At 68.8% G+C, this 23,739-nt stretch carries 22 protein-coding genes and 2 pseudogenes; 11 read left to right on the top strand and 13 right to left on the bottom strand.

Annotated features, from left to right (window positions below):
* Positions 1 to 30: 30 nt before the first annotated feature.
* Positions 31 to 783, bottom strand: coding sequence for a hypothetical protein (locus N8I87_RS27050; RefSeq protein WP_263212477.1), 753 nt, complete (start codon positions 781 to 783; stop codon positions 31 to 33).
* A gap of 225 nt (positions 784 to 1,008) precedes the next feature.
* Here N8I87_RS27050 and N8I87_RS27045 point away from each other — a divergent pair, with 225 nt between their 5' ends.
* Together N8I87_RS27045 and N8I87_RS27040 are read left to right on the top strand one after the other, a co-directional pair.
* Positions 1,009 to 2,364, top strand: a complete 1,356-nt coding sequence (locus N8I87_RS27045; protein ID WP_263212475.1) for an NsdA family TPR-like regulatory protein — start codon at positions 1,009 to 1,011, stop codon at positions 2,362 to 2,364.
* A 35-nt stretch (positions 2,365 to 2,399) separates the two neighbouring features.
* Positions 2,400 to 2,900: an NUDIX domain-containing protein gene (locus tag N8I87_RS27040; protein WP_263212474.1), complete on the top strand. Its 501-nt coding sequence runs from the start codon at positions 2,400 to 2,402 to the stop codon at positions 2,898 to 2,900.
* Between the two features lie 173 nt (positions 2,901 to 3,073).
* Here N8I87_RS27040 and N8I87_RS27035 read toward each other — a convergent pair whose 3' ends face one another.
* The 3 genes from N8I87_RS27035 to N8I87_RS27025 form a co-directional block, all read right to left on the bottom strand.
* Positions 3,074 to 3,391 carry a hypothetical protein gene (locus N8I87_RS27035; RefSeq protein WP_263212473.1) on the bottom strand — a complete coding sequence of 106 codons (318 nt, stop codon included), beginning with the start codon at positions 3,389 to 3,391 and terminating at the stop codon, positions 3,074 to 3,076.
* Between the two features lie 143 nt (positions 3,392 to 3,534).
* Positions 3,535 to 3,876 carry a DUF6193 family natural product biosynthesis protein gene (locus N8I87_RS27030; RefSeq protein ID WP_263212471.1) on the bottom strand — a complete coding sequence of 114 codons (342 nt, stop codon included), beginning with the start codon at positions 3,874 to 3,876 and terminating at the stop codon, positions 3,535 to 3,537.
* 91 nt (positions 3,877 to 3,967) lie between these two features.
* Positions 3,968 to 8,575: a DUF6531 domain-containing protein gene (locus tag N8I87_RS27025; RefSeq protein ID WP_263212470.1), complete on the bottom strand. Its 4,608-nt coding sequence runs from the start codon at positions 8,573 to 8,575 to the stop codon at positions 3,968 to 3,970.
* A 464-nt stretch (positions 8,576 to 9,039) separates the two neighbouring features.
* Here N8I87_RS27025 and N8I87_RS27020 point away from each other — a divergent pair, with 464 nt between their 5' ends.
* The 6 genes from N8I87_RS27020 to N8I87_RS26995 all read left to right on the top strand — a co-directional run bounded on the left by N8I87_RS27020 (position 9,040) and on the right by N8I87_RS26995 (position 13,578).
* Positions 9,040 to 9,243, top strand: coding sequence for a hypothetical protein (locus N8I87_RS27020; protein ID WP_263212469.1), 204 nt, complete (start codon positions 9,040 to 9,042; stop codon positions 9,241 to 9,243).
* Between the two features lie 371 nt (positions 9,244 to 9,614).
* Positions 9,615 to 10,013: a helix-turn-helix domain-containing protein gene (locus tag N8I87_RS27015; protein ID WP_263212467.1), complete on the top strand. Its 399-nt coding sequence runs from the start codon at positions 9,615 to 9,617 to the stop codon at positions 10,011 to 10,013.
* Between the two features lie 85 nt (positions 10,014 to 10,098).
* Entirely contained in the window at positions 10,099 to 10,473 is a 375-nt protein-coding gene (locus N8I87_RS27010) for an effector-associated constant component EACC1 (protein ID WP_263212466.1), read from the top strand.
* Position 10,474: 1 nt separating this feature from the next.
* Positions 10,475 to 11,794 (top strand): caspase, EACC1-associated type, encoded by a 1,320-nt coding sequence (locus N8I87_RS27005; RefSeq protein WP_263212465.1) that lies wholly within the window; start codon positions 10,475 to 10,477, stop codon positions 11,792 to 11,794.
* Positions 11,787 to 13,106: a Clp protease N-terminal domain-containing protein gene (locus tag N8I87_RS27000; protein WP_263212463.1), complete on the top strand. Its 1,320-nt coding sequence runs from the start codon at positions 11,787 to 11,789 to the stop codon at positions 13,104 to 13,106. Before N8I87_RS27005 ends, N8I87_RS27000 begins: the two co-directional genes overlap by 8 nt.
* Positions 13,107 to 13,161: 55 nt before the next feature.
* Positions 13,162 to 13,578 carry a VOC family protein gene (locus tag N8I87_RS26995; protein ID WP_263212462.1) on the top strand — a complete coding sequence of 139 codons (417 nt, stop codon included), beginning with the start codon at positions 13,162 to 13,164 and terminating at the stop codon, positions 13,576 to 13,578.
* Positions 13,579 to 13,666: 88 nt separating this feature from the next.
* On the opposite strand, the gene N8I87_RS26990 is transcribed toward N8I87_RS26995, so the two are convergent.
* From N8I87_RS26990 to N8I87_RS26970, 5 genes are all read right to left on the bottom strand, one after another.
* Positions 13,667 to 13,999, bottom strand: a complete 333-nt coding sequence (locus N8I87_RS26990; protein WP_263212460.1) for a DUF952 domain-containing protein — start codon at positions 13,997 to 13,999, stop codon at positions 13,667 to 13,669.
* Between the two features lie 9 nt (positions 14,000 to 14,008).
* On the bottom strand, positions 14,009 to 15,217 hold the full coding sequence (locus N8I87_RS26985; RefSeq protein WP_263212459.1) for an RNA polymerase sigma factor: 1,209 nt from the start codon (positions 15,215 to 15,217) through the stop codon (positions 14,009 to 14,011).
* 43 nt (positions 15,218 to 15,260) lie between these two features.
* Complete coding sequence (locus tag N8I87_RS26980; protein ID WP_263212457.1) at positions 15,261 to 15,677, bottom strand: YciI family protein; 417 nt, start codon at positions 15,675 to 15,677, stop codon at positions 15,261 to 15,263.
* 85 nt (positions 15,678 to 15,762) lie between these two features.
* The gene (locus tag N8I87_RS26975) at positions 15,763 to 15,990 is read right to left on the bottom strand and encodes a hypothetical protein (RefSeq protein WP_263212456.1); all 228 of its coding nucleotides are present in this window, start codon (positions 15,988 to 15,990) and stop codon (positions 15,763 to 15,765) included.
* A gap of 72 nt (positions 15,991 to 16,062) precedes the next feature.
* The gene (locus tag N8I87_RS26970) at positions 16,063 to 16,647 is read right to left on the bottom strand and encodes a dihydrofolate reductase family protein (protein WP_263212454.1); all 585 of its coding nucleotides are present in this window, start codon (positions 16,645 to 16,647) and stop codon (positions 16,063 to 16,065) included.
* Between the two features lie 124 nt (positions 16,648 to 16,771).
* On the opposite strand from N8I87_RS26970, the gene N8I87_RS26965 reads away from it, so the two are divergent.
* Entirely contained in the window at positions 16,772 to 17,362 is a 591-nt protein-coding gene (locus tag N8I87_RS26965) for a TetR/AcrR family transcriptional regulator (protein WP_263212452.1), read from the top strand.
* A gap of 29 nt (positions 17,363 to 17,391) precedes the next feature.
* Here the strand turns inward: N8I87_RS26965 and N8I87_RS26960 are convergent, their stop codons facing one another.
* The 3 genes and pseudogenes from N8I87_RS26960 to N8I87_RS26950 form a co-directional block, all read right to left on the bottom strand.
* Positions 17,392 to 17,991, bottom strand: coding sequence for a GNAT family N-acetyltransferase (locus N8I87_RS26960; protein ID WP_263212450.1), 600 nt, complete (start codon positions 17,989 to 17,991; stop codon positions 17,392 to 17,394).
* Between the two features lie 227 nt (positions 17,992 to 18,218).
* Positions 18,219 to 18,377 (bottom strand): annotated as a pseudogene (locus tag N8I87_RS26955) (polyprenyl synthetase family protein); the annotation flags it as partial.
* Between the two features lie 292 nt (positions 18,378 to 18,669).
* Entirely contained in the window at positions 18,670 to 20,076 is a 1,407-nt protein-coding gene (locus N8I87_RS26950) for a family 2B encapsulin nanocompartment shell protein (protein WP_263212448.1), read from the bottom strand.
* Between the two features lie 334 nt (positions 20,077 to 20,410).
* Between N8I87_RS26950 and N8I87_RS26945 the strand changes: the two are divergent.
* Together N8I87_RS26945 and N8I87_RS26940 are read left to right on the top strand one after the other, a co-directional pair.
* Positions 20,411 to 20,995, top strand: a pseudogene (locus tag N8I87_RS26945) (N-acetylmuramoyl-L-alanine amidase); the annotation flags it as partial.
* A 211-nt stretch (positions 20,996 to 21,206) separates the two neighbouring features.
* Positions 21,207 to 22,121 (top strand): 1-aminocyclopropane-1-carboxylate deaminase/D-cysteine desulfhydrase, encoded by a 915-nt coding sequence (locus tag N8I87_RS26940; RefSeq protein ID WP_263212446.1) that lies wholly within the window; start codon positions 21,207 to 21,209, stop codon positions 22,119 to 22,121.
* A 13-nt stretch (positions 22,122 to 22,134) separates the two neighbouring features.
* Here the strand turns inward: N8I87_RS26940 and N8I87_RS26935 are convergent, their stop codons facing one another.
* Positions 22,135 to 23,730 carry a Na+/H+ antiporter gene (locus tag N8I87_RS26935; protein ID WP_263216685.1) on the bottom strand — a complete coding sequence of 532 codons (1,596 nt, stop codon included), beginning with the start codon at positions 23,728 to 23,730 and terminating at the stop codon, positions 22,135 to 22,137.
* Between the last annotated feature and the right edge of the window lie 9 nt (positions 23,731 to 23,739).

Below are 23,739 nucleotides of genomic sequence, written 5' to 3'. Positions count from 1 at the left end.
CCGCCCCGGAGCCTGGTGTGCGGTGTGGTGCTATGCGGCAGGGCTCACGCGATGGGCGTAGACCTGCTCGATCCAGCCGGCCTTGAAGGCCGCGAGGTCGTCGCGGAAGGCGGTCATCGACGCACCGTAGGGCGCGACGACTCCGCCGGACTGGTCCGGCACGGACTGGCAGCCGTGCACGAGCCGGCCGCCGAGAGCGGCGTGGGCCTTGATGGACTCGATACGGCGGTGCTCGTTGAACCAGCCGCCGTGGTAGACCTCGTCGAGCGTCCCGCCCATCTCGTCGTCCAGGTCGAAGACGACGGAGGTGGCGGCGGGGAAGAACCAGCACGGGCCGACGTTGGAGATGTGCCCGTCCAGCTCGACCTTGTTCAGTGCCATCAGCGTGGCCGCCTCGCGCAGCATCCGCAGGTGCTCGGCGGTGATCTGCGGCAGGCCGAGGTTGGCGAGGTGCTCGTCGCGGAACAGGTAGGCGTACACCTCGTACGCGGTGGACAGGACTCGGGCGGCGTCCGAGGTTGAGGCGGCGTGGGTCTTGATGAAGTCCAGCGCGAGCTGCTCGACCGCACTCTCGGTGGTCTCCTCCACGTCCAGGAGCTGGGACTTGACCAGCTCCCAATCGGCGACGAGCCAGGTGTTGGACTCGAAGCGGAAGAAGTACTCGGCCGGGTCGATGGTGATGTGCCGGCCGTCGACCTGGATGCCGGGCAAACGGCTCCAGCGCTCGTCGAACGCCTCAGGCAGTACGACCGTGATGGCGGCCTTGGTGTCGATGGTGGTCACCGTGTCTCCGTCTCTGATCGGCCGGGCTCGGGCACAGGAATGCCCGAACCCGGTGTAGGCGTACGGAACTTCGGGGGCCGCCCGGCCGAAGGGGGGAGCCTGGTCACGGTGTCGGACCGGGGCCGGGCGGCTGATGTTTAGTGAACCCTCCGTCACGCACAGTGGGTACGGTGAGAGGCAGTTGAAGCGGTATACGCGGTATACAGCACCGGAGCGGAGGCGATCGTGGCAGCGCCGAGAGGTCCCAACTCCCGCCTGCGTGACGTCATCGAGGCGATCGGCTGCACGTACGAGGCTCTGGCGAAGGACATCCGGCGTATCGCGGCCGAGAACGGCGAGGTCCTCCAGACCAACAAGTCGGCCGTCTCCCACTGGGTGAACGGCACACGCCAGCCGACCGGACGGACCGGCCAGTACCTCGCTGAGGCGCTGTCCCGCCGGACAGGCCGCCCCATCACTCTGGTGGAGATTGGCCTTCGGGCACCCGAAACTACGGTGGCGCAGGAGCCCGATCCTGTTCTGGCCGCCACCGATCTAGGCCGTGCCGACGTCGAACGCCGCCGCTTCCTTGCCGTGGCTGCCTTCACCACGGTCGGCGTGGCCATGCCGCTCTTCTACGACCACGAGGCCACCGCCCGCATGCTGCGGGCCCGCACCGGCAGCTCCCTGGTCGGAATGGAGGACGTGGACGTCGTAAGGCAGATCACCGCGGCCTTCAGCGCGGCCGACGAACGCCTCGGCGGCGGGCACGGCCTGACCACCGTCACCGCCTACCTCGCCGACACGGCCGCCCCCATGCTCCGCGGCCGATTCCCGAACGAAGCCTTACGGCAGGCGGCCTTCGGCGCCGTCGCCGAACTCGCGTACCTCGCTGGGTGGAAGCATCACGACCTTGGCCAGGAAGGCGCCGCCCAGCGCTACTACCAGGTCGGCTACCAACTCGCCTGCGAAGCCGACCCACGCGGCCACGCCTCCTGGATGATGCGCGCCCTCGCCCATCAGGCACTGAGCCTCAAGCAACCCCACCACTGCGTCGACCTCGTCGAAGGCGCCCTCGCCCGCGGCCTGGGCCACGTCGACGGCCAGACCGAGGCGCTACTGCACATCACCCACGCCCGCGCCTACGCCTCGGTCGGCGCGAAGCCCGCAGCGGCCCGCGCCCTGCTCACCGCCGAAGACGCCCTCCTACGCGACGACGGGCCCCAGCCCAGCTACTCCCGCGTCAGCGGCCCGGCCGCCGGCACCGTCGCCAGCCACACCGCCCGCACTTTGACTGACCTGGCCGACCACGTCGGCACTGAGCAACAGCACCGCGATGCCCTGGTGCGCTGGGACCCGGAGAAGTACAAGCGCGTACACGCCCTTACCTATGCCGACCTCGGCGACAGCCTCGCAGCCCAGGCCCGAGCCGACGAGGCCGTAGCCGCCTGGTCACAGGCCCTGGCCCTCATGGAGGGCATGACTTCCGACCGCACCCGCAAAGCGATCACCTCGCTCCGCTCCACACTCTCCATCTACCAGCGCCGCAAAGTGCCCGGAGCCGCCGAACTCGCCCGCCGCGCACGCGAAGCACTGGCCTAAGCTGCCACCATCCGGCCGACGAAGGGACACAAGCCGTGGCTCAGCGGACAACCGACGACCAGCCCAAAGCCCTGCCGCCCGCTCTCGAATCCATGACCCTGCTGGTCGCCGCCGTCATCGTCCACGACAAGACCACCAACCGCGTCGTCCTCCTCCAACGCAGCCAGAACGCCAAGTTCGCCCAAGGCATGTGGGACCTCCCCGTCGGCAAGAGCGAACCCGGCGAACCCATCACCGAAACCGCCGTGCGCGAGCTGTACGAAGAGACCGGCCTGACCGTGAAACCGGAGGCCCTGAAGGTCGCCCACATCATCCATGGTGCCTGGGGCGTGGAGGCACCCAACGGCTTCCTCACCGTCGTCTTCACCGCCCATGATTGGACCGGCGAACCCGAAAACCGCGAACCCCGCAAGCACGCCCAGGTCCGGTGGATCGACGCCGACGCAATCCCCGAAGACTTCGTGGACACCACCGCGAGTGCCCTCCACCGGTACCTTAGGGGAGGCCCGGAGGTCTCCCTCGACGGCTGGCAATAGAAGCGTCAAATGTGTGGCTTATCCACCTCATTGTGTTAGCCGCTATAAGATGCGGGGGGGTGTCGGGGAGTGTGCAGGGCCGCTACGCGAACCGGCTCCCTGATGCGCCCGCCGGAGGGGCCCTCGACGGTGGCGTCAGGATTCTGAGGAACAATCCCTCTTCGTCAACGCTATCAGTAGCGGAAATTTACCTTCTCGCCGTTGCGGATCTGGATGATGAAAGGGGTAATGGTCTCCCCTTCTCCCAGGGGGTGGAGCTTGAGCGGTAGATCCCTGACAGCTCCGACGGCTTCCACTATTCTCTGGTCGTCTGTGCTGTCAACAGCAGCGGCCTGCGCATCGAAGAGTTGGCCGAATTCAGCCCAGCCTTCGCCTGGCATGAATTCGCACCGGAACCAGGGCTGGTCAATGTCAATGAGGAAGAGGACACCAAGAGCTGTATCTCCGCTCTTCAGCTCCCACGACCGTGGCGCCACCTCTACGCCTTTCATGCGAAATTCAGCGGGACCATAATCCCTAGCGGCTCAACATATACACTTTGCTGCTCGACGCTTCTGCGACTGCCTTTCGCGAATTCATGGGGTTCATCGGCACGGCTTCGGCCACGGCATGCGGAGACGGAACCTTGGTTAGATCACAGCTGTTTGCCTATTATTTCGGCTGCGAATTGAACGGCCTCCGCCGGATCGCTTGTCAGGAACAAGCAGATGTCCTGAGTATGGGGCCACGCGAGAACGCGATATTCTCCATCTGCCGCCGAGATGGCAGGAAATTTGTCGGCAATATCACTAAACACGTCCGAATTAGAGAGGGTCAGCGACCACATCGAGATCGCTGGATACAGTGACCCCAGTATCGGATCAGCATGTGCCGCGGAGATGAGTTTCCACATCTCTTCCGTGAATACACCGTTTTGATCATGTGGTGGCTTGAACTCCTCGAGCAGAACCTTCCACTCTTCAGAACGTGTACGCATGGAGCCATCATGCCATATCTACGACGTGACGGCACTGGGGAGTCGTCCTCCCGTGACACGGGAGGACGACTCCCCAGGTTCGATTCATAGATCAGCAGGGCGGATCACCGTTGTAGAAGGTGGTGATTGCGCGTGCCGCCTTTTTCCCGCATATGTATCTGAGTTCCTCTGCAGTGACGGATTGTCCGGCTCGAGTTGGCGCACCGGACAACATCTCTTCGATGTTGATTACGCCCTGCATGTTGAAGGATATTTTGCCGTTTTTGGTGATCACGAGGTCGATCATGTCCGCGACCATCTTCGGAGACATGGTGGCTCCACCGGCCGGGATCTTAAACATCGGATCCGTGAAGGTGATCGCCCCCTTCTCCTGAGCGAATTTGGCCAAAATTCCTCGCTCCCCGCCGTAGACATTCTGCAGCCCGAGTGCGAGGTGCGGGCCTGGATCGGCAGCGACGGCGGGATCACCGGCGTGTGCTGCCCCTGGACCGAATCGTGGGGGCACGGTCGCGGGCGTACCAGACAGCTTGCCCTTCAGCCAGCTGAAGGCGGGGCCGAGGAGGCTGCTGCTTCCGCCTCCGGCGGCGCCAATGAGCAGGTCCCAGGGAGTGGTGGGCTGGCAGTGGGCTTCGTTGACAGCCCAGGAGAAGCCCGCTCCGACTGCGGCGTTGACGACGGTCGAGGTGGCCAGTGCGCGGCCGCCGGTGAGGCCGAGCGCTTCGACGGCTGCGTTGCCGGCGCCGGGCATGAGGGCTCCGGCGATGCCGCCGGTGATAGCTCCTTCTCCGGCGGCCCGGCCGAAGCCGCCCCAGGTGAAGCCGCCGTTGCGGTGCTGCCAGCCGTAAATGCCCCCTTCGATGGCGGCGCCGACGACGGCTCCGATGCCGGCGCTGACGCACAGCGGGCAGCGGCCGGAGGGGTCGGACTGGTTGATGGGGTCGTTGTTGGCGTAGGCGTACGGGGACTGGTTCGGGCTGTCGTTGGCAGCGGGTTCGGGGTCGGGGGTGGTGAAGCGCCCGTTGGCAGGGGCGTAACCGCGCTCGCGCAGGTTGAGCCGACCGGTCAGGTAGGGGTCTTTGTACTGGCCTGTGTAGCCGAAGATGCTGGTCTGGCCGTCGGTGGTGCTGGCCTTGGCGGTGGAGACACCCCAGGCGCTGTAGGTATAGGTGTAGTTCTCTTTGCCGGCTGCGTCGTAGACCGCGGTGATGGAGTTCTGCCGGTCATGGCGCATGTAGAAGGTGCCGTTGGACCGGTTTTGGGATTCGGCGATGCCGTCGGGGTTGTACTGGTAGTCGGCGATCAGCGCGCCGGTGCTGCCGGTGTCGGTGGCGATCTGCGCCAGGGGGTTGACGACGTCCCAGCGGGAGGTGCGGGACAGGGCGCCGTTCTTGTTGGTGATGGTGCGGTTGCCGTCGGCGTCGTTGACGAAAGTGTAGGCGTCGCTGCCGAGGGTGGCGGACTTCAGGCGGCCGAGTGGGTCGTAGCTGTAGCTGCCGGAGGCGTCTTTGGTGAGGTCGCCGTCGGCGTCGTAGGTGTAGTCGGTGGTGGTAGTCCCGTCGACGCTGCGGGAGAGCTGATCGGCGTCGTCGTAGGTGCTGGTACGGGTACTGGTCGGGGTCGAGCTGTTGGTGAGGTTGCCGACCTGGTCGTAGTGGTAGGTGCTGCCGCCGGTGGTGGTCAGACAGGAGACGGTGGCAGAGGCGTCGGTGCAGGCGCGGGTCATCCGGCCGACCGCGTCATAGTCGTAGCGGTCGGCCAGGCCGGTGGTGGTGGCGTCCTTGAAGTAGTCCTTGGTGACGCGGCCGTTGGCGTCACGGTCGACGAAGCGGGCACCGGTGCCCTGGGAGACCGAGGCGAGCCGCCCCGCGCGGTCGTAGGTGCGGGCCTCGGTGACGGCAGTGGTGGTGGGCAGCTTGGTGGTCAGCAGGTTGCCGCCCGCGTCCCAGGTGTAGTTGGTGGTCTTGCCACCGGCGGTCTGCCCGAGGATGTGGCCGTCACTGTCGTAGCTGTAGCTGATGGCACGGCCGTCGGGGTAGGTGCGGCTCTTGAGGGTGCCGTTGTCGTTGTAGACGTACTTGAACGGGTTCGTGGCGCCGGGTGAGGTGATGGTCAGCGGCCGTCCCTCATCGTCGTAGGTGACGGTGCGGGTGCCGGTGCCATCCTTGATGCTCTTGGGTTGTCCGGCCGTGTCGTAGGTGTTGGTGACGGTCGGTGTGCCGTCGGAGAAGGTGGTCTGGGTCAGCAGGTTGCGGGCGTCGTAGGTGCTGGTGACCTTCTGGCCGCGGGCGTTAGTGGTGCTGATGCGGTTGCCGTCGACGTCGTAGCCATAGGAGGTGGCCCGGCCGAGCGGGTCCGTGATCTTGTTCAGGCGACCCGTGTCGTCGTAGCCGTAGTTGGTGGTGTGGCCGTTGGCATCCTTACGGGAAGTCAGGTTGCCGAGCACGTCGTAGCCGAGGTGCGTGGTGCCACCGTCCGGGGCGGTGACCGTGCTCAGGCGGCCCAGCTCGTCGTACTCGTAGGCGGTCTTGTTGCCCAGCGCGTCCGTCCTGGCGGACAGCCGGCCGTCCCCGTCGTAGGCGTTGGTGACCGTCTTGTTCCCGTAGGGGTCACTCTGGCTGAGGACGTGGCCAGCCGCGTCGTAGGCGGTGGTCCAGGTGTACTGGGCGGGATCTGCGCCCGAGACGTTGCCGCGCGGCTCCACCGTGGTGGTCAGGCGGCCGTTGTCGTCGTAGCCGTAGGTGGTCTTGCTGCCCAGGGGCGTCGTCTCGGAGGCGAGGTTACCGGCGTCGTCGTAGGTGTAGCTGACCGTCTTGCCGCCGCGGTCTGTGGTGGTGTGCAGTTGGTTGTTGTCGTCGTAGGAGTTGACGGTGGTTTTGCCGAGCGCGTCGGTGGTCTTGGTGACGTTGCCCTCGCCGTCGTACTCCGTCTTGCGCGCATGCCCGAGCGGGTCCGTGACCGTGATCGGCCGATGCTCGGCGTTGTAGTCGGTCTTGGTGGTATTGCCGAGCGGGTCGGTGACCGTGGTCTGGTTGCCGACCTTGTCGTAGCCGTACTTCCACGTGTACTTCGAGGCATCAGCACCGGATACGTTGCCCCGAGGGCTCGTCATCGTGAGTAGGCGGCCCGCCTTGTCGTAGGTGTAGGTCGTCTTCGCGCCCGTCGCGTCGGTGCGCGAGGCCACGTGGCCCATGGCGTCGTACGTCATGTGCACCGTGTGGCCCGTTGGATCCTTCACGTCTGTGAGCCGGTTCGCGGCGTCATAGGTGAAGTTCGTGGTCTTGCCCGCAGCGTCGGTGACTGTCGCCAGGTTTCCCGCATCGTCGTAGGTGTTGCGGGTGGTGTTGCCCCTGGTGTCGGTTGTCGACGTCAGACGGCCGGCGTCGTCGTAGCCGTACTTCGTCGTGAACTTCGCCGAATCCGCCCCGGTAGCGTTCCCGCGAGGGTCGGTCACGCTTGTGTCACGGCCTGCAGCGTCGAAGCCCCACGTCTGCTGGGAGCCGTCCGGAAGGGTCTTCGAGGTCTGGTTGCCCGCGTCGTCGTAGCCGAACCTGGTCACCTTGCCGCGCGGATCGGTGACGGTCTCCAGCTGTCCAAGGGACGTGTACGTGTATGCCGTGGATTTGCCGAGTGGATCCACCGATGTGGCGAGGTGGTGGCCCGCATCATAGGTGTAGGAGCTTGGCTTGCTGTTTCCGTTGTAGTAAGTTCCTAAATCCCCGGTGCCCCGATAGCTCCAGTGAAATGCGGTGTCGGGCGTCATGAAGCTCACTACCCGCCCCAGCCGATCGATACCGGTGGTTTCGGCATTTCCCAGCACGTCGGTGACAGATACCGGGTCTAGCTTGAAGCTATAGGCGTAGTTCGTCTTGTTGCCGAAAGGGTCGTACTGGGTGAGGAGTACATTTCCACTGTAGACGTCTGTCCGAACCCCTCCGTCGGGTGCTGTGACATCGGTCTCGCCGTTTTTGTAGGCATAGCGAGTTGTGTTGCTCAGCGCGTCCGCCTGGCTACCCACTCGTCCTTTGCTGTCGTATGTATTGTGCACTGCCAGGGCTCCGCCCGGCCCGGTTACGGTGTCGAGAAGGCCGTTGGCATCGTATCCGTAGGAAACGGTTCTACCGTCGACTCCAGTCACCCGGGCAAGTCGCCCGCCACTGTATTCGTACTTGATGAGTCGGCCGTCAGACAATGAAATCTGAGAAAGCTTCCCATTGTCGTCATACGCGAAATCAGCTCGTCGGCCTGTCGCATTCGTCAGTGAAGTCAGCCGCCCGCTGTCGTCATGGGCATAAGTGAGTTGTCGCACCTGCTTATCCTTGACGGCAAGGGGTCGTCCCGCGAGGTCGTAGGCCAGGGTGCGCCCGTCTGTGGTGGCCAGTGAGTAGCCACTAGCAGTCGAGCGAAGGGTCGAATGCACAGATGGGGGTGCCTCGAAGTCGCCCGATGCGGTCTTGGTAAAGGCGTAACTAGAGCCGTCCTCCGCATGAAATGTGACATTACCGGCATCACTGATGGACAGAGATGTATCCCACGACGCTGACCACCCGGAACCAAGCGGGCCTGTACCGCTGTTGTTCGATGAGTAGCTTCTGCCCAGCCCGGATGGAACATCCCCCGCCAGTTCAGCGTCCACCGCAGAGGTACTGTAAGCCCCCGTAGCCGTATTAACGCCGTTAATCCGGTTCTGGCAGTTCGCCACACTTGCGGAATTCGAGCCACAAGAGGCGCCAAAGGTTTGATTGACCGGTACAGACGCCAGGCCAGCACCGTTGATTGTGGAACCTAAGCCGTATACGTCACGCTCCCAGACGACAGCCGCATCACCTATGCCTACACGAGCCAGGGCTACCTATCGCGGGCGGCAGGCGCAGACGGCACAGTGCGGTCATACACGTACGACGCACAAGGCCGGCTCATTGACTAACTAACGCACACGGGCCGATGGCAGCGCGGCCCTGGTGGAGATGACCGCTGGCTCGCCCCTCGGCGTCGGCGGCCTGCCCTTCGAGGCGACCGAGCTGGAGCTGCCCGAGGGCTCGGTTGGTCTCCGGAACAGCTCCTGGACACATTCGAAAAGGCGGGCTCTCCTATGCGCTCGTCTCAGATCATTCCGATCGGCAACGGCGGCATGGTCGTCACGTTCACGAAGCACGGGATAGCGCCATGACAGACGAACACGAGAGCCTGGACTACTTGTGGAACGGCACCGAGGACGGCTGGGTCGTGATCACATCCGACCTCGGACTCGGCACCATCTACAACACCGAGACACGCATGGCTCTCCTCCTCGAGGACGAAACCGAATACGAGCACGCCAGCCAGGCAATGCGCGAGCACGGCCGTCCCTTCCTTGAGTCCATCCCGTAAGCGGACCCGGTGGCCTGCCTACCGCCCACTGGGAGGCAGGCCACCGCACGACCTCGGGCGAGGTCGAGCACGGTCGCGGTCCGCACACAGTCCGCAAGACACCCACTCAAGACCGTCGCACCTCATCGCCACCAATCACCAAAAGGCCAGGTCAGCGCCCCACAGGAAACATCCCCGCAGGTCACCAACCTGGCCCATTACTAGGAGACGAAGAAGGCCTGATCCCGTATCAGGCTCTCTGTTTTCCGGAGCTGTTGTGAGGGGGCCCTGCCGAAGACCCGGCCGGGCCCCTTCGCCGTCCGCCGGCGGATGTCGGGTCCGTCACGAAAGCAGGGGGACCCCGCCGGAGGCTCCTGTGCGAAGCTGAAGGGGTGAGCATCGAGGATCTGGTGCGGCTGCGGCGGGCCCGGGACCGTATGGACCGCGAGTACGCCGAGCCGCTCGACATCGCCGAGCTCGCGCGTACCGCGCTGATGTCCCCGGGGCACTTCCAGCGCAGCTTTCGCGAGGCGTACGGCGAGACGCCGTACGGCTATCTGATGACCCGTCGTATCGAGCGGGCCAAGACCCTGCTGCGCCGCGGCGACCTCAGCGTCACGGAGGTCTGCCTCGCCGTCGGCTGTACCTCGCTCGGCTCCTTCAGCTCCCGCTTCACGGAGCTGGTCGGTGAGACCCCGAGCGCCTACCGGGCCCGGTCGCACGAGGAGAGCGCGGTGATCCCGTCCTGTGTCGCCCGCACCTTCACACGTCCGCGTCGTCGCCCCCGCTGACCGGCCCCTCCCGCCCCACGGGCCCTACACTGAAGTCTCTCAACAGCGTTGCCCGTCAAGGTCTTTGATGAGAGCCGGGGGAGCCGTGGCGACTGCACGCATATCCGTCCTGAGCCGGGACCCGATCGCGGACGCCGAGTCCCTCACGGACTGGCTCAGGGGCGAGCCGGCGCTCGCCGGGAAGGTCCGCCTCGACGGCGCCGGACCCGAGCCCGGGCAGCTGGGCACCGCGCTCGACACGGTGACCGTGCTCCTCGGCGCGGGCGGCCCGCTCACCGTGCTCGCCTCCTGCCTGCGCGCCTGGATCACCCAGCCGCGCCGCAGCGACGTACGCCTGGAGGTACGGCGCGCGGACGGCTCCGGCGTCGAGATCGACGCCAAGCGGGTGCGCGGCGAGGACCTGGAAGGGCTGCTGCGGCGGATCCTGGAGGAGGGGCCGGACCAGGACGTACGGGAGTGACGTGCGCCTTCCCGAGCCCCACCGCTCCCGGGTCGTACTGATCGGCGCGAGCCGGTACTCCGACCCGGGCCTGCCCGACCTCCCGTCCGTCCACCGCACCATCACCGACCTGGCCGCACTCCTCACCGACCCGTACTACGGGCTGGTCCCGGACAGCCACTGCACGGTGCTGCTCGACGACGGCGACCTGCGCACCGTGGGCGGACGGTTGCGGGCGGCCGTGGCCGAGGCGGAGGACCTGCTCCTCGTCCACTACGCCGGACACGGCCTGGTCGGCGGCCGGCGCCACGCTCTCCATCTGGCCCTGCCCGACAGCGAGTGGGCCGCGCCCGAGTTCAACTCCCTGGAGTACGAGAAGCTGCGCGACGCCGTGCTCGACAGTCCGGCCAGGACCAAACTGGTCGTCCTGGACTGCTGCTTCTCCGGCCGTGCCCTGGGCGACTCCCTGGCCGGGGGCGGCGACGCCGAGCGGCTCGGGCAGCTCGCGGTGGCGGGCACCTACGTACTGACCTCGGCGCAGCGCGACCAGGTCGCCCTCGCGCTGCCGGAGGAGGAGCACACCGCGTTCTCCGGGCGCCTCATGCGGCTGCTGCGCGAGGGGGTCGTCGGCGGGCCGGAACTGCTCACGATCGACGACCTCTACCGCCGGCTCCGGGCGGTCATGGAGGCCGAGGGCCTGCCCATCCCGCTCAACCGCGCCGCGGGAACCGCGCACGAGATCGCCCTCACCATCAACCGCGCCTTCGCCGCGACCGCCGGACCCGAACTGCGCCGGCAGCAGATCGCCGCGGTCGAGCAGGGCAAGGCCGGGGACTGGCAGGGCGCGGCCGAGCAGCTCCAGAAGATCCTCGACGAACAGACCCGGATCCTCGGCCCGGAGCACGCCGACACCCTGCGCACCCGCCAGTCCTACGCCCACGGCCTGGGCGGCGCGGGCACCCCGGTGCGGGCCGCGGGGCTGCTCCGGCAGCTCCTCGCCGACCAACTGCGGCTGCTCGGCCCGGACCACGAGGACACGCTCCGCACCCGGCAGTTCCTCGCGGTGAACCTGGGCGAGGCGGGGCACCGGGAGGATGCCATCGGCATGCTGAGGGTTCTGCTCGCGGACCGGGGCCGGGTCCTGGGGGCGGAACATCCGCACACCCTGCGGACACGGCACATCCTGGCCCGCAATCTCGCCCTGACGGGCATGCGGGACGAGGCGCTGGCACTGCTGCGGCAGCTGGTGGCGGAGCGGGAGCGGGTGCTGGGGGTGGAGCATCCGCATACGCGGCGGGCGCGGGAGGATCTGGCGGGGGTGGAGGGGGCCGGAGATGACTGACGACCGGTTCGGGAAGCGGGCGCGGCAGGTCGTACAGCGCGCCGAGGCGTACGCCCGTCGGCTACGTCACCACTCCGTCGCGCCGGGGCACCTCCTGCTGGCCCTGCTCGACGACACGCCTGACGGCACCGCCGCGGAGATCGAGAGCCTCACCGGCGCCCCGGCCGCGCGGATACGTGACTCGATGCGGAAGGCCCTCGGCGCGGGGGCCACCGAGCAAGGGGGGTTCATGCCCCTCGCCACGGAGACCAGGTCCGTGCTCGAACTCGCACCCCGTGAGGCCGTCCGTCTCGGAGCCACGACCGTCGAGCCGGCACACGTCCTGCGCGCGCTGCTCGCCCAGGGCAACGGCACCGTGGTGGGCGTCCTCCAGCGGAACGGTGCGGACCTGAATCGCTCGCGGCAGCTGGACGAACACCCTGCACCAGCCCCAGCGCCACAGCTCCGCGGCTCCCTCTCATCCGTCACCCGCGACCTGGGCGCCGGGACAGCCCCCGTCGTCGGCCGCTCGCACGAGGTCGACCGCGTCATCCAGACCCTCACCCGCCACCGACGCAACGTGCCCCTCCTCATCGGCGAACCCGGCGTCGGCAAGGAGGCCGTGGCCCGGGGAGTCGCCCTCGCGATCGCCGAGGGGCGCGTGCCGACGGCCCTGCGGGGCCGTACCGTACGGGCCCTCGACCTCGCCACCGTTCTCGCCGACCCGCAACGCCGGGCCCGGGGCGGTGCCCTGGTCACGGAGCTGCTGGGCGAGGCCGGGGACAACGCTCCCCTCGTGCTCCACCTCAGCGGCGCTCTGACCCCCCTGCACCTGTCCGAGGGCACGACCACGCCGCTCGGCCTCTTCCGTTCCCTGCTCGAAGCACCGGAGGTGTTCGTGCTCGGCGACTGCGGCCGCGCGGAGTACGAGCGCCAGGACCCGGACCCCGGCCTCGACCGCCTCGTCCAACCGGTCTTCGTCGAGGAGCCACCCGCCGAGGACGTACGGGAGATCCTGCGCGTCGTCCGGGGGCGTCTGGAGAGCCACCACAACGTGGTCCTCACCGAGGATGCGCTGGGGGCCGCCGCCGCACTGGCCCGCGATCACGTCCCTGACCAAGCGCTCCCCGGAGCGGCCATCGGCCTGCTGGACGAGGCCGGATCCCTGGCCCGGATCCGCGCCGCACGCTCGGGCGCGCCCCCGGACCGGCCCCTGGAAGTCACCGGCGCCGACGTCTCCCAGGCCCTCGCCGCCTACTCGGGCATCCCGACCCCACCCCGCAGGCTCACCACCCCCGCCGAGCACGACCCTTCCGTCTGGTCCATGAGTTGAACCTGGTCCATGAGTTGAACGGGCGCGGCCCGGGCAAGCGCCCTAGCGTGAGGCCATGGACCTGAAACTCAAACAGTGCTTCATCGCCGTCGACGACCACGACAAGGCCCTCGCCTTCTACGTCGACGTGCTCGGCATGGAAGTCCGCAACGACGTGGGCTTCGAGGGCATGCGGTGGGTCACCGTCGGCTCACCGCTCCAGCCGGACGTGGAGATCGTGCTGGAACCGCCCGGCGCCAACCCGGACGCCTCCCCCGCCGACCGGCAGGCGATGGCCGAGCTGCTCGCCAAGGGCATGCTGCGCGGGGTCATCTTCACCACCGCCGACTGCGACGCCCTGTACACCCGGGTCGAGGCATCCGGTGCGGATGTGCTCCAGGAGCCGATGGACCAGCCGTACGGGGTGCGCGACTGCGCGTTCCGGGACCCGGCCGGGAACATGCTGCGGTTCATGGAGCGCGCGGACAAGTGACGGGGCGGGTGACCGGGCGGGTGTGCCGGACCGGATGCGATCCGGAGACGGGCACCCTGCCGTCGCCCCGATCAGCGACGTCTCCCCGTCACCCCCAGGGCTCCACGTCCACCACGGCGTCGACCGGGACGGGCCCGTACACATGCGGGAACTCCTCGCCGCCCGGCTCCATGGCCTCGTACTTCACGGGTACGCCGACCAGGGCGGGGTCCACGACCAGGACCACCAGTTCGTCCGGGCCGTCGTAGGCGCCGTACACGAAGGACACCACGCGCGGGAGCTGGTCGCGGGTGGAGAAGTGGATGAAGCCCTGCTCCTGGAGGGTGCGGCCGCGAGTGGAGATCTCGTAGGTGCCGCGCTCGCGGGCCGCGTCCCACAGGGCGCGCTCGGTGATGTGGAGGATGTAGGGCAGTTTCGGCATGCGGCCACGCTACGGCGTCAGCCGCGCCGCCCGCGACCGCAGATACCGCTGTTCCGGCAGGCTCAGGGTGCGGGCGGCGGCCGCTTCGTAGGCGGCCCGCGCGGACGCGTACTCGCCCGCGCGTTCCAGGAGGTGTCCCCGGACCGCGTCCAACCGGTGGCTGCCGCCCAACTCGCCCTCCAGCGCGTCCAGTTCGGTCAGCGCGGTGCGCGGGCCGTGCACCATGGCCACGGCCACCGCACGGTTGAGTCGTTCGACGGGGCCGGGGACCAGGCGGACCAGGAGGTCGTACAGGCCGAGGATCTCCCGCCAGTCCGTGGCGTCGGCGGACGGCGCCTCGTCGTGCACGGCCGCGATCGCCGCGCGCAGCCCGTACGGCCCGGCCGGCCCCCGCGACAGCGCCCGGGTGACGAGGGCGACGCCCTCCTCGATCGCCGACCGGTCCCAGCGGTCGCGGTCCTGTTCGTCGAGCGGGACGAGTTCGCCGTGCGGACCGGTGCGCGCCTCGCGGCGGGCGTCGGTGAGCAGCATCAGAGCGAGCAGACCCGCCACCTCGCCGTCGTCGGGGAGGAGACGGTGGACGGTGCGGGTCAGCCGGATCGCCTCGCCTGCCAGGTCCCGGCGCTGGAGGCTCGTACCGGACGTGGCCGTGTAGCCCTCGTTGAAGATCAGGTACAGCGTGTGCAGAACGGCGGGCAGGCGCAGCGCCCAGTTGTCCGGCCGCCCGAAGCTGACCGTGCGCACCTTCTGCTTGGCCCGGCTGATGCGCTGGGCCATCGTCGTCTCGGGGACCAGATACGCACGGGCGATCTCCGCCGTGGTCAGGCCGCCGACCGCGCGCAGGGTGAGCGCGATCTGCGCGGGCGGGGTCAGGTCGGGGTGGCAGCACAGAAAGAGCAGGGAGAGCGTGTCGTCCTCGCGGGGCGCCCGGTCCGGAACCGTCACCCGCGCGGTCAGCAGTGCCACCCGCTCCTCCCGGGCACGGCGGGCCTCGTCGGCGCGCAGGGTGTCCGCGAGCCGTCGTGCCGCGACCCTGATCAGCCAGCCGCGCGGGTTGCCGGGCACCCCGTCCGACGGCCACTGCCGGGCAGCCGCGAGGAGCGCCTCCTGCACGGCGTCCTCGGCGACGTCGAAGTGTCCGTACCGTCGGACGAGCGCACCGAGGACCTGCGGCGCGTGGCGGCGCAGCAGCTCCTCGGTCTCGGTCGTGCCGTTCATGCCGTGTTCGTGCCGTCTGTCGTGCTCGTGCCGTCGATACGGGTCAGCAGATGTCCCCGGCGCCGTCCATGATGGGCCGGATCACCACCGGGTAGTCGGTCTGGCGCTTGGGGCCGGGGCAGCGGCTGACGCGCTCGGCGATCTCCGTGACCCGCTCCAGGCTCTCGCACTCCAGGACCCAGTAGCCGGCCATCAGCTCCTTGGTCTCGCTGTACGGTCCGTCGGTGATCTCCGTGCTGCCGTCGGCGGCCCGGCGGACCAGCCGGGTCCTCGCGGGCTCGGCCAGGCCCTGGCCGTCGATCATTTCGCCGGTCTCCGCGAGGTCGTCGTTGATCGCGCCCATGTAGGCGTACATGGCCTGGAGTTCCTCCTCGGTCCAGGCCGGGGCGTGCTCGGACGGCTTGCCGCGCATGCCCTCGTAGTCCGCCTGCGTGCCCTGCACCATCACCAGGTACTTCATCGGTCCGCTCCTTCGGCTCTCACCACCCGCTGCGGGCGGCTCTCACGGGGGACGTCGGAGCCGGGCCGGGATTCTCGACACGGGCTCAGGATTTTTTCGCGGCAGATTTTTTCGCGGCGGATTGATTCACGGCGGATTGACCGGGCTCCGGTTGCCGGGGCTCGGCGGCGGGGTCGACGCAGGCCTCGCAGTCGGGGTTGTGGCAGGGGCCGGGACCCCACACCGGGACCCAGGCGCCCAGCGTCTTGTGCCGCCGGACGACCGTTTCGACGGGCTGTCCGCAGACGGGACAGACGTGTTCTTCGCTGTCCATGTCCTCAGAGTAGGGCGGACCGGGGTACGGCGCTCCCCCTTGCGCGAAGGCACTCGGCCTGTGCCACGGCGCTCAGCGCTTTCTGCTGTAGGTCCGCACGAGCACCCCGTTCTCGAACGTGCGCACGGACTCCAGGCTGAAGTCGCTGACGGCGAAGCCGCTGCCGAACATCGGCATACCGGAGCCGTACACCTGCGGGTAGGTCTTGATGACGATCTCGTCGATCTCGTCGAGCAGTTCACCCGCGATCCGGGAACCACCGCAGAGCCAGATGCCGAGTCCGCCGTCCTCGGCCTTCAACTCGCGTACGGCGGCGAGCAGATCGTCGTCGATCACGGTCACATTGGGGTCGGGCGAGGTGCCGAGAGTGCGGGAGGCGACGTACTCGCGCAGATGCCCGTAGGGGCTGGTGACGCCGATGTCGAGGGCGAGCCGGTAGCTTCCGTGGCCCTGGATCACGGTGTCGAAGTGCCTGCTCCCGGCGTCCTTGAGGCCGAGTTGCTCCCGGCCCTGGGCCGCGATCGTCTCAGGGTACGCCGAGGTCAGGAACTCCAGGAACTCCTTGTCGAGGAAGGCGAACATGGACGAGGCGTCGCCGTCCGGGTCCCCGATGAAGCCGTCGATGGAGCAGGCGACGAAGTAGGTGAGCTTTCGCAAGCGGGTCTCTTTTCGTAGGCTGGGTCGTGTTGACCACTCCAGTTGTAGTACTTCGGCTGTAGTGGTTGCAAGGGCGTTTCCGGTACGGGACGGAGACCGGGACAAGTGGGAGAGGGGATTCCCTATGGCGGGCAATCCGGAGCGCCGGGCCGCCCTGGTGGACGCCGGGATCGAGGTGCTCGCGCGCGAAGGGGCACGCGGGCTGACGTTCCGCGCGGTGGATGCCGGGGCCGGGGTGCCGGTGGGCACCGCCTCGAACTACTTCACCGGGCGCGACGAGCTGCTCCGCCAGATCGACTCCCGGCTGCACACCCGGCTCGCACCCGACCCCGAGATGCTCACCGCACTGATGCGGGCGCCCAAGGACCGCGCGCTGGTGACGGCCCTGATGCACGACCTCATGCGGCGCGTGACCCGGGACCGCACGGGCTATCTGGCCCTGCTGGAAATGCGCCTGGAGGCCACCCGGCGACCGGAGCTCCGCGACTCCTTCACCAGGTCGGTGCGCGGCGATCTGGAGTACGGCATGGAGTTCCACCGGCAGGCCGGCCTGCCGGGCGGCGACGAGACCGTCACCGTGCTCTATCTCGCGATGCTCGGCCTGATCCTGGAACACCTCACGCTGCCGGGCGTGCTGGACGGCGTACTGCCCGGGGTGGATGTCCCCGACGGTCTGGTCGGGCGGTTGGTGGAAACGATCGTCCCCAGGCAATAACCCGGCGGCTCAGCCACTGAGCTGCTGAGCTACTGAGCTGCTGACCCGCGCGGCTCGCGCCACATCGGCCACATCGACGGGCCGTCGGGCAGGACGAGGGGTTCACCGGTGACGAACCCGAGGCGCTCGTACAGCCTGCGGCTGCGGGCGTTGCTGGCCTCCAGATAGGCCGGGCGGTCCTCGCGGTCACAGCGATCGAGCGCGGACCCGAGGAGTACGGTGCCTGTGCCCCGGCCCTGACGCTCCGGTGTCACGGCGATCATCCAGAGGTATTCATGGGCGCGGCCGCGGGGGTGAACTCCGGCGGTCATCCGGGCGATCAGATCAAGGCGTACGTTGTCCGGGTCGACCGCCTCCAAGAGCCGGGCCACGGCCTCGTCGTCGGGGTGGTCGTCCTCCGGCACGGACAGCCACAGCGCACACGCCGAGCCGTCCTCGGTGACATCGATGCGGCCCTCGTCGAGCACGACGTCGGTGAACTCGGCCATCAGGCGCGGATGTGTCGCACGGCGGTACTCCGCACCCGGGAAGATCCAGCCGCTGACCGGATCGTCCTGAAAGGCCGCGTCCAGCAACCGGACCACAAACTCCCGGTCGCCCTCACCCGCCGCCCGGACAGCCACACCCATGTCCACCCCGCCTCCCTCACACCGCCCGACGGTCGATCCAGTCGATCCAACGGATGCCGAGCCTGCCGGGTTCCAGGGACACAGCGGGTTCCGGGGATACGACGGGCCCCGCGCGCCGTGGGGATGCGCGGGACCCGCCGGGCCGGTGCCCCCGGTGACCATGCGGAGTCAGGAGCCGCACGGTCCCGGAGGCACCGGGGTCCATCGGGTGCCGACAGGCGTCTGCCTCAACTGCTGCGCCGGGTCACGAACTCGGCCAGCGCGAGCAGACCGCCCGCCGACTCCGGATCGGGAACCGCGCGGGCCAGCTCCTGCATCGCCCGGCCCATGCGGTCGGCGGCCTGGGCCTGCGCCCAGTCATGGCCGCCCGCTCGCTCGACGGCGGTGCACAGCTGGGGGTCGACCGACGTCCGGGCCCGGTCCAGGATCACCGCTGCCTCGTGCCCGTCGAGCGGAACCGGCCCGGCCACCCCGGCGGCCCCTCGCCGTCGGCGTGGCTCCGGTGGCTCACTGGCCTGCGGTGCTCCGGCGGGGCGCTGTTTCGTCTCCGTCATGAACTCGGCCATGGGCCCCCCTCGCGGCGCCGGCGGACGGTGGCGCTTCCGCTCCGACTGGGCGCGTACCCGGATGACCTACCCGCCCCGAGGGGCGGGGACACGGCCGCGAAGTGCGGAGACGTCACCTCCACCGACCGATCTCGACGTTCTCCAGCACGCCCAGCGCGTCCGGGACCAGGACCGCAGCCGAGTAGTAGGCCGTGACCAGGTAATTGATGATGGCCTGTTCATTGATGCCCATGAAGCGGACGGACAGGCTCGGCTCGATCTCGTCCGGGATCCCGGCCTGCCGCAGTCCGATGACGCCCTGCTCGTCCTCGCCCGTACGCATGGCGATGATCGACGTCGTGCGCTCCGGGGTGACCGGGATCTTGTTGCACGGGTAGATCGGCACCCCGCGCCAGGTGGGGATGCGGTTGCCGCCGATCTCGACGGTCTCAGGGACGAGTCCCCGCTTGTTGAGTTCACGGCCGAACGCGGAGATCGCGCGCGGGTGGGCCAGGAAGAGCTTGGTGCCGCGCCGACGGCTGAGCAGCTCGTCCATGTCGTCCGGGCTGGGTACGCCGTCGTGCGGCTGGAGCCGCTGGTCGTACTCGCAGCTGTTCAGCAGCCCGAACTCACGGTTGTTGACGAGCTCGTGCTCCTGACGCTCCTTCAATGCCTCGACTGTCAGCCGGAGCTGCTGTTCCGTCTGGTTCATCGGCTGGTTGTAGAGGTCGGCCACGCGTGTGTGGATGCGCAGCACGGTCTGGGCGATGCTGAGTTCGTACTCGCGCGGCCGGGCCTCGTAGTCGACGAAGGTGTGCGGGATGTCCGGCTCGCCGCTGTGGCCGGCCGCGAGGTCGACCGCCTTCTCCCCGTACTTGTTGGTGCGCTGCTCGGGGATCGAGCGCATCTGCCGGAGGTGCTCGCGCAGCGAGTCGGCGCGCTCGGCGACCTGCTCGAAGTGCTCACGGGACAGGATCAGCACGGTGCAGGCGGTGTCCGCGCGGGCCGTGTACTCCCAGATGGCGTCGGGGTCGAGCAGCGCCTGCTCGCCGAAGTACGACCCGTCGGCGAGGACACCGAGGACCGCGTCGTCGCCGTACGGGCCGGTGCCGACCTTCTCCACCCTGCCGTGGGCCAGCAAGTACACCTCGTCGGTCCGGCTGCCGAAGGAGGCGATGACCTCGCCCGGTGCGAAGTCCCGCTGCCGGCAGCGCTGGGCCAGCTCGGACAGCACCTCCCCGTCCTCGTACGACCGCAGGGCCGGCAGCTCGCCGAGCTCGGCCGGGATGACCTCGACACGGCCGCCCGTCTTCACGAAGGTGATGCGGCCGTCGCCGACCGCGTACGTCAGTCGCCGGTTCACCCGGTACGTGCCGCCGTGCACGTTCACCCATGGCAGCGTCCGCAGCAGCCAGCGGGAGCTGATCTCCTGCATCTGAGGAGCGGACTTGGTGGTGGTGGCCAGGTTCCGCGCGGCAGCGGTGTCCAGGGACTGCTGCGGCTTGCCCTGATCCGTGCGGACCTCTTCGCCTACCGACATAAGGAAACGCCCTCCCGGTCATGCCGAGCGCCGAACTGCGCCGGGCCGCGGTCTCACCACCAGCCTTCCTCACGGAGCGTATTCGCTCAATTACCTGAAAGAGCGGGAATGGATCATCGTATGACTGGGCAGGGAGAGGGTTCCTGTCCAGTGCCGTCATCAAGGCGACTCCACACGGCACTTGGCGTCATGTGGCGGTACTTGGCAGCTCATGTCCGTAAGAACTTGTACAACATACGAACAATCTGGTCCATGGCCTCCGGTCTGCAGTAGAAGCAGCGGTACGAGGCGGTCGCGACCCGTGGCCCCGGAGTACAGCGCGAAGGAGGCACGCATGGCCTCACCCATGTCCGCGAGCGGCTTTCTGGACGCCTTGAGAGCGGAGGGCCTCAAGGTCGTCGAGGTCGGCGACTGGCGTCACCACAACCGCAACCACAAGGGCCCCTGGGGTCCGGTCCACGGCGTGATGATCCATCACACGGTGACCTCGGGCCGCGACGCGACGGTGAACCTCTGCCGGAACGGCCGCCCCGACCTGCCGGGCCCGCTGTGCCACGGCGTGATCACCAAGGACGGCACGGTCCACCTCGTCGGCCACGGCCGCGCCAACCACGCGGGATCCGGTGACGACGACGTGCTGCGCGCGGTGATCGCGGAACGCAGGCTGCCGCCGGACAACGAGGCGAACACCGACGGCAACCGGCACTTCTACGGCTTCGAGTGCGAGAACCTCGGCGACGGGGACGACCCCTGGCCAGAGGCCCAGCTGGAGGCGATCGAGCGGGCGGCCGCGGCGGTCTGCCGCCATCACGGGTGGACGGAGCGCTCGGTCATCGGCCACCTCGAGTGGCAGCCCGGGAAGATCGATCCCCGTGGGTTCACCATGGCCTCGCTGCGGACCCGGATCGGGGCCCGGCTGGACGACGGACCGGACGGGCGCCGGGCCAGGCACCGGGCGGCGACCGATTCCAGTGCGACTGATTCCGGCGCGGCCAATTCCGGCGCAACCGATTCCGGTGTCGCAGAACCAGGTGTCGCGGAACGACTGGTCCAGAGCTCGGAGAGCGACTGAGCCGGGCAACCGCCGCGCGGCCCGCCCACCGCCGGGCCGTGCGGGCGACAATGGCCGGGTGACCAGCGCCGACACCCCCGAACCCGCCACCCTGGATCCCCGGCTCCCCTCACCGCTCCAGGAGATCGGGGACGACCGCTTCGAGCGTCACGGCGTCCGTCTTCTCCTGAAGCGCGACGACCTGATCCACCCCGAGCTGATCGGCAACAAGTGGCGCAAGCTCGTGCCGAACATCGAGGTGGCGGCAGGGCGCGCGCTGGTCACCTTCGGCGGGGCGTACTCCAACCACCTGCGGGCCACGGCAGCCGCGGGCCGGCTGCTCGGTCTGTCCACGGTCGGTGTGGTCCGCGGCCAGGAGCTGGCCGACCGTCCCCTCAATCCCTCCCTCGCGCGCTGCGTGGCCGACGGCATGCGGCTGCACTTCGTCGACAGGACGACGTATCGACGCAAAGCGGAGCCGGAGACGCTGGACGCCGTCCTGCGTGCGGCCGGCGCCGAGGACGCGTACGTCGTCCCGGAGGGCGGCAGCAACGCCGCGGCCGTGCGCGGCTGCCGGGTCCTCGGCGAGGAGCTGCGCGGCCTGGCCGACGTCGTCGCCCTCGCCTGCGGCACCGGCGGCACGCTGGCCGGCCTCGCCGCCGGGCTCGCCCCGGAGCAGCGCGCTCTCGGCGTCGCCGTCCTCAAGGGCGGCTTTCTGACCGCCGGCATACGGGCCCTGCAGGAGCGGGCCTTCGATGCCCGCCTCGGCAGCTGGTCCGTCGACGACCGCTTCCACTTCGGCGGTTACGCCCGCACCACCCCCGCGCTCGACGCCTTCGCCGAGGACTTCGAGGACCGGCACGGCCTGCCCGTCGAACGTCTCTATGTCGCCAAGTTGCTGTACGGACTTGCCACCCTGGCCGACGCCGACGCCTTCCCGCGCGGAACGACCGTCGCGGCGGTCGTCACCGGCCGGCCCTTCCCCGAACGATAGGAACCGGCCGGCTCTACGCCGCTTCCCGGTAGGCCGCCGCCTCCTCCAGGTCCAGCCTGCGCAGCAGGGTGCGGAGCATCTCGTCGTCGATGTAGCGGTGGTCGCGCAGCTTGACGAACACCTCGCGCTCGGCGCCGATCATCTCCCGGGACAGCCTGCGGTAGGTGTCGTCGACGGTCTCGCCGGTGACGGGGTTGACCTGGCCGAGCCGCTCCCAGACGGCGTTGCGGCGGCGCTCCAGAACGTTACGGAGGCGGTCGGCGAGCGGCGGCGGCAGGGCGTTGCGCTCGTCGGAGAGGAGCTCGTCGAGGCGCTGCTCGGCGGCACGGGAGGCCTGCGCCTGGGCGTTGGCCTCGGCGAGCGTCTCGGCCTGGGCGTCGCGTCCGGGGAACTTCAGCAGGCGGATCAGCGGGGGCAGCGTCAGGCCCTGCACCACCAGCGTCCCGATGACCGTCGTGAAGGTCAGGAACAGGATCAGGTTGCGCTGCGGGAAGGGGTGGCCGCCATGCGTCGTGGCCGGGATGGAGAAGGCGACGGCCAGGGACACCACCCCGCGCATTCCGGCCCACGAGGTGACCATCGCACCCCTCCAGGTGGGGTCCGCCTCGCGCTCCCTGATCCGCGCCGACAGCATCCGCGGCAGGAAGGTGGCCGGATAGACCCAGACGAACCGGGCCACGACGACCACCAGGAAGACGGCCACCGCGTACCAGGTGGCCTGCGGGCCCTCGTACTCGCCGAGGCCCTTGAGGACGACCGGCAGCTGCAGTCCGATGAGCGCGAAGACCGCCGACTCCAGGATGAAGGCGACCATCTTCCACACCGCCTCCTCCTGGAGGCGGGTGGCGAAGTCGACCTCCCACGCGCGGTGCCCCAGATAGAGGGCGACGACCACGACCGCGAGGACGCCCGAGGCGTGCACCTGCTCGGCGACGCCGTACGCGACGAACGGGATCAGCAGGGAGAGCGTGTTCTGGATCAGCGGCTCCTTCAGGTGAGTGCGCAGCCAGTGGAGGGGGGCCATCAGCACCAGACCGACCCCGACGCCGCCCACGGCCGCGACCAGGAACTCACGGATCCCGCCGGTCCAGCTGGCGGCCTCCCCGACGGCGGCGGCCAGGGCCACCTTGTAGGCGGTGATCGCGGTGGCGTCGTTCAGCAGGGACTCGCCCTGGAGGATCGTCGTGATGCGCGAGGGCAGCCCCACCCGGCGCGCGACCGCCGTCGCCGCCACCGCGTCCGGCGGCGCGACCACCGCGCCGAGCACCAGCGCCGCGGTCAGTGGCATCCCCGGGACGATCTGATAAACAGCCCAGCCGACGACGAAGGTCGCGAAGAGCACGTACCCGACCGACAGCAGCGCCACCGGGCGCAACTGCGCGCGCAGGTCCAGGTACGAGCTGTCGGTGGCCGAGGTGTACAGCAGCGGCGGCAGCAGGAGCGGGAGTACGACCTCGGGGTCGAGGGTGTAGTCGGGCACCCCTGGGACGTACGAGACAGCCAGGCCGACCGCGACCAGCAGCAGCGGCGCCGGCACCGGGGTGCGCCGCGCCGCCGCGGCGACCGCCGCACTGCCCGCCACCAGCAACAGCAGCGGCATCACGTCCATGTCCTCGCC

Source organism: Streptomyces sp. HUAS 15-9 (assembly GCF_025642155.1).
In the GTDB taxonomy this organism is placed as follows: Bacteria; Actinomycetota; Actinomycetes; order Streptomycetales; family Streptomycetaceae; genus Streptomyces.
The sequence above is the reverse complement of the archived record's forward strand: the minus strand, read 5'-3'. Positions and strand labels throughout refer to the sequence as shown.